Consider the following 4822-nt stretch of genomic DNA (forward strand, 5'->3'; position numbering starts at 1 on the left):
ATAGCCGCTCATTGCACTGCGGACGCCATATTTTCTGGCCTCATAACTGGCAGCAGCCACCACCCCCCGTTCTTTGTTTCCCCCGACAGCGAGCGGCTTGTTTTTATATTCTGGATGATCCAATTGTTCTACCGATGCGAAAAATGCATCCATGTCTACATGTATGATTTTCCGGTAGTTTTCCATGGTTTATTATACGGTTCCTTGGGCATGCATGGCTTTGGCCACTTTTTCAAAAGCGCCTATATTGGCAGCATTGAGGTAATCCTGTTTTTTCAAATCATGCTTGCTGATGGTTTCCAGGCATTTTTCATGAATACCTTTCATGATGGTTCGCAATTGCTTCTCCAAGTCACTTTTTGTCCAATAGTTACCCATTCTGTTTTGCGTCATTTCAAGTCCTGAAACAGCGACACCTCCGGCATTGCTGGCTTTACCCGGTCCATAAAGCACATTGGTTTCTTGTAAATAATTTATGGCTTCCGGCGTGCAAGGCATATTTGCTCCTTCAGCCAATAAAAGTAATCCATTTTTTTTGAGAAGCTTGGCATCTCCTTCATTCAATTCATTTTGTGTGGCACAAGGGAAGGCGCAATCTGAAGGAATAGACCAAATGTTTTCACTCCCTGCTGCCGTAAATGTGGCCGATTCAAATTTTTCCGCAAAAGCTGAAATGCTTTTTCTCTGCCCATTTTTTACAGTTTTCAAAAAATCTAATTTTTCTTCCGTCATCCCTTCCGGATCATGAATAAAACCCGTGGAATCAGAAAAGGCAACTACCTTAGCCCCTTCTTGTAGCAGTTTTTCTATAGCAAATTGAGAGACATTTCCTGCACCTGAAACCAAGCAAACTTTGTCATTTAAATTCTCATCAATCTCTGTGAGCATAAAGTGGACGAAATGGATTAAACCATAGCCTGTCGCTTCGGGCCTTAAAAATGAACCTCCCCAATCCTTTCCTTTTCCCGTTAAAACTCCCTGGAATTCATTTCGTATTTTTTTGTAAGTCCCAAAAAGATAGCCTATTTCTCTTTCTCCGACGCCTATGTCTCCCGCAGGAACATCTGTGAAATGCCCTATGTGTCGATAGGCTTCCATCATCCAGGCTTGGCAAAATCGCATGACTTCGCCATCAGATTTTCCTTTAGGATTAAAATCGGCGCCTCCTTTTCCTGCGCCAAGTGGTAATCCGGTCAAAGCATTTTTGAATACCTGTTCGAAAGCCAAAAATTTAAGTATGCTTTGGTTTACACTTGGATGAAAGCGCAAGCCTCCTTTATAGGGCCCCAAGGCACTGTTCATTTGTATTCGATATCCTTTGTTGACTTGAACCTTTCCATGGTCATCTGTCCAGCAAACGCGAAAGGAAATAATTCTTTCTGCTTCACAAATGCGTTCAAAAAGTTTTTCATCCACATATAAATCATTGGCCTTTAGCACCGGGAGGATACTATCAAATACTTCTTCTACTGCCTGGTGAAATTCAGACTCGTTGGGGTTTTTATCGATTACGTTTTTAAGGATGTTTTTTAATGATGACATTTAAATGGGGTTATTGAAATTTGAATAAAAGTTTTTTAAAGTATTGATTAATGAAGCAGCTTTGAGCAGGCATTCTTGGTATTCAGCCTTGGCATCTGCATCAATTGTAATGGCACTTCCAACGCCAAAATAAATGGAATTTTTTGTTCGATCTATAATTAAACTTCTAATTATTACACAAAAATCAAAATCTCCATTGCTGTCTATATACCCTATACTGCCTGAAAACCAAGATCTTTTAAATTTTTCATGAGCTTCTATAAGCTCCATGCATTTGATTTTGGGAGCTCCGGTCATGCTTCCCATAGGGAAGGTTTTAGATATAATTTCTTCAAAACCAACGGAGGGTGGCAATTGGCAAGTGACGGATGAAATCATTTGAGAGATTTGCTTGAATGAATATATGCCAAACAACTCCTTTACGTCCACGCTTCCTGTTAGTGCCAGTCTTGCAAGGTCATTTCTCATCAAATCCACAATCATCAAGTTCTCCGCTTGCTCTTTTTTACTTTCAGCCAACTGTTTTTTTAGTACTTTGTCTTCTAGCTGATTTCTTCCTCTTCTAACGGTACCTTTTATGGGTTGCGTAAGCAAAGTCTGTCCCTGCTTTTTTAAGAACCTCTCAGGAGAAGCACAGCAAAGATACAGGTTTGCAGCCTTGAACAAAGCACTAAAGGGCATGGGTGAATTTTCACATAGGTCTAAAAACAAATTGATAGGCTCAGTATGGGAAACGGTACCCTGAAAATCCATGCAATAATTCAATTCATAAATATCTCCTTCTAAAATATGATTTTGAATTTTTCGGAAAGTAGCTGTATAGCTTTCTTCGTCCTGAGAACAATTGAGGTTGCAATTTCCCCTCCTTCGTCTTTGGGAGGCTGTTGTATTCAATATTTCAGCCAAGATCTGATCAGGCGAGGTTCCTTCAATGGTTATTTCTGTATTGCTGATAAGAATGGTTATCTCCGGGCTAAAAAACAAACTGTCAGGACAATTGATCCATTCCCTGTTTTGGCTGGATAATTTCTCATATTTGTTTTTTTGATCATAGGATATGATGCCCACTTTAGGCTTGTCTGAGGGCAATTGATCCAAATTCTCCAAATTGACAGCTTTGGTCCCTGCATACAATACATGGTTAAAACCACCGGATGGATACGCTATTTCCTGTGAAGTGAAATAGCCAAAACAGGTAAAGTTCAGGTCTACCCATGCCAGCATTTTTGGCACCCAATCGGAGTTACTTTGTATAGTGAGCTTGTTTTCGTTTGATGGCATCTTTGCAAAATTAAGTAAATGCCATGAAAAAAGGGGGATAAAATTATCCCCCTATCAAATATTAATTTAGATATACCAATACTATTAGTTGGCTTTGATGTCAAAGTTCACACTTACAGAGTTGTAAATGAATTTGTCTTTGGTTTTGTCTACAGCTGTGGCTTCATCACCATATGCTAAACCCCATTCCGTTCTATCGATGTTAAATCCGGCTTGAGCGGAAACACTTCCATCTGTCATAGAAACTGACGCAGGGAATTTAATATTTTTGGTTGTTCCTCTCATGGTTAGGTTTCCACTGATCCAATGAGTAGGTGAAGCAGGTGCCAGTTCAGACTCGCCTTTAGGCGTATTCTCTGTTTCAAACTGTTCTTGATCTTCGATGGCATCACCAGAACTATAAGGAGAAACTTCTGTGATTACAAATGTAGCTTGAGGATGATTGGCCGCATCAAAAAAGTCATCAGATTGTAAATGATTCCACAACTTGCCATGGTTTTCACTTCCTTCCTCTAAATCATGGATCTCTAATTTAGTAATGTCGAAAGTGAACTCTCCGGAAGTTATGGCATCTCCTTCTACCGAAATTTCGCCATCTGTGACAGGGATAATTCCATGGTGCTGACCAGTAGGCTTATACCCCCTCCAATTTACTGTACTTGAATTGGTGTCCAATTGTAATGTTTCACCACTAGACTGAGCCTCTTCCTGAGCTTCCGAAGTTTCAACTGTTTTGTTGTTTTGTCCACAAGAAAAGGTCAATAATGCTGCTGCCAGTAAAAAACCTGATAATTTAATTGTTTTCATAGTTATAGTTTGATTTAATAAGTTGTGATTGGTTCTAAAATTAAATGTATATACACTTAAACTAATTGTAGATAAAAAGGTTCAATAAATTTTAATTAATTTAACCAAGATTAGCGCTTTATCCAAATTAAGCTTTGCATATCCTTCTTCTTTATAAAAAAATCCTGTAATCCATGGATTATCAGTTAATTTCGTGATAAAAAAATCTAAATCCAGTGCAGGACTTTGCGGATATTTTTGCTACAATTCTCATTAATTATTTAGATTTATATGTGTCTATGGTGATTTTAACCTGGCAATTTCATAATCAAAATAAATAAATTAATGCTTTGATTAAGAAATAAGGTGTTAAAATTGTGAGTGAAAATAGAGTGTCAAACAAGTTTTATATGGGACATTCTTACACTAGTTAAATCGATTGTAATGTTTTGAATAGGGGATGGTTCGCTAAACCTTTTAAAACCTAAATATTATTTAGATAGCATGGCATTGATCAAAAAAGTAAATGACAAATCGCCCCAATGGGGCAAAGAATGTTGGTTAGCAGACAATGCTACCCTTACCGGAGATGTGATAATGGGAGATCACTGCACCGTTTGGTTCAATGCAGTGATCAGAGGAGACGTACATTATATAAAGATTGGCAATCATACCAATATTCAAGACGGAGCAGTAATTCACTGTTCTTACCAAAAATCTCCCGTAAATATAGGCTCTGAAGTATCCATTGCTCACAATGCCATAGTTCATGGCTGTACCATCAAGGATAGAGTAATGATAGGAATGGGGGCTATTGTTATGGATGATGCTGTGGTCAATGAAGGAGCGGTTATTGCTGCAGGAGCTGTTGTATTGGCAGGGACGATTGTAGAAGGCGACAGCATATATGCAGGAATTCCGGCAAAGCGGGTGAAAGATACCGGAAAAGAAATGAAGGAGGCCATTGCAAGAATTGCCTCCAACTATCCTAAATATGCCAGCTGGTACAAAGACGAATGATCTAGACCGTTTCATCCGGTCGGAATCGCATGGATTCCGGGTACGGGAAGGCATGAATCAGTTCTCCTTTTCTAAGTTTGTTTTGAATACCACTCCAGTATTCAGGGTCAAACAATTGCGGGTTGTTTTCAATAAAGTAGGCCTTTACGTCTTGTCTGCCAATCATGAAGCGTTTAAAATCTTCCGGGAACAC

The 4822-nt window shown here is 39.0% G+C and carries 5 protein-coding genes and 1 pseudogene; 1 reads left to right on the plus strand and 5 read right to left on the minus strand.

Annotated elements, in window-relative coordinates; all coding sequences use genetic code 11:
• The 4 genes and pseudogenes from AAC037_RS19795 to AAC037_RS19810 form a co-directional block, all read right to left on the minus strand.
• Positions 1–186: pseudogene (locus tag AAC037_RS19795) on the minus strand (DNA polymerase IV); the annotation flags it as partial.
• A 6-nt stretch (positions 187–192) separates the two neighbouring features.
• Entirely contained in the window at positions 193–1542 is a 1350-nt protein-coding gene (gdhA, locus tag AAC037_RS19800) for an NADP-specific glutamate dehydrogenase (protein ID WP_339905048.1), read from the minus strand.
• Positions 1543–2823 (minus strand): anthranilate synthase component I family protein, encoded by a 1281-nt coding sequence (locus tag AAC037_RS19805; RefSeq protein ID WP_339905049.1) that lies wholly within the window; start codon positions 2821–2823, stop codon positions 1543–1545.
• Positions 2824–2907: 84 nt separating this feature from the next.
• On the minus strand, positions 2908–3630 hold the full coding sequence (locus tag AAC037_RS19810; protein WP_339905050.1) for a YceI family protein: 723 nt from the start codon (positions 3628–3630) through the stop codon (positions 2908–2910).
• A 483-nt stretch (positions 3631–4113) separates the two neighbouring features.
• On the opposite strand from AAC037_RS19810, the gene AAC037_RS19815 reads away from it, so the two are divergent.
• Positions 4114–4629, plus strand: coding sequence for a gamma carbonic anhydrase family protein (locus AAC037_RS19815; RefSeq protein WP_339905052.1), 516 nt, complete (start codon positions 4114–4116; stop codon positions 4627–4629).
• Position 4630: 1 nt separating this feature from the next.
• Here the strand turns inward: AAC037_RS19815 and AAC037_RS19820 are convergent.
• A partial coding sequence (locus AAC037_RS19820) for an isocitrate dehydrogenase kinase/phosphatase-domain containing protein (protein WP_339905054.1) occupies positions 4631–4822 on the minus strand: 192 nt, incomplete at its 5' end.

This window comes from uncultured Cyclobacterium sp., from assembly GCF_963976465.1.
In the GTDB taxonomy this organism is placed as follows: Bacteria; Bacteroidota; Bacteroidia; order Cytophagales; family Cyclobacteriaceae; genus Cyclobacterium.

Bases quoted from the DNA above. Each gene is read 5' to 3' on its own strand.
- AAC037_RS19810 (WP_339905050.1), bottom strand. From the start codon at position 3,630: ATGAAAACAATTAAATTATCAGGTTTTTTACTGGCAGCAGCATTATTG.
- AAC037_RS19815 (WP_339905052.1), top strand. From the start codon at position 4,114: ATGGCATTGATCAAAAAAGTAAATGACAAATCGCCCCAATGGGGCAAA.
- AAC037_RS19805 (WP_339905049.1), bottom strand. From the start codon at position 2,823: ATGCCATCAAACGAAAACAAGCTCACTATACAAAGTAACTCCGATTGG.
- gdhA (WP_339905048.1), bottom strand. From the start codon at position 1,542: ATGTCATCATTAAAAAACATCCTTAAAAACGTAATCGATAAAAACCCC.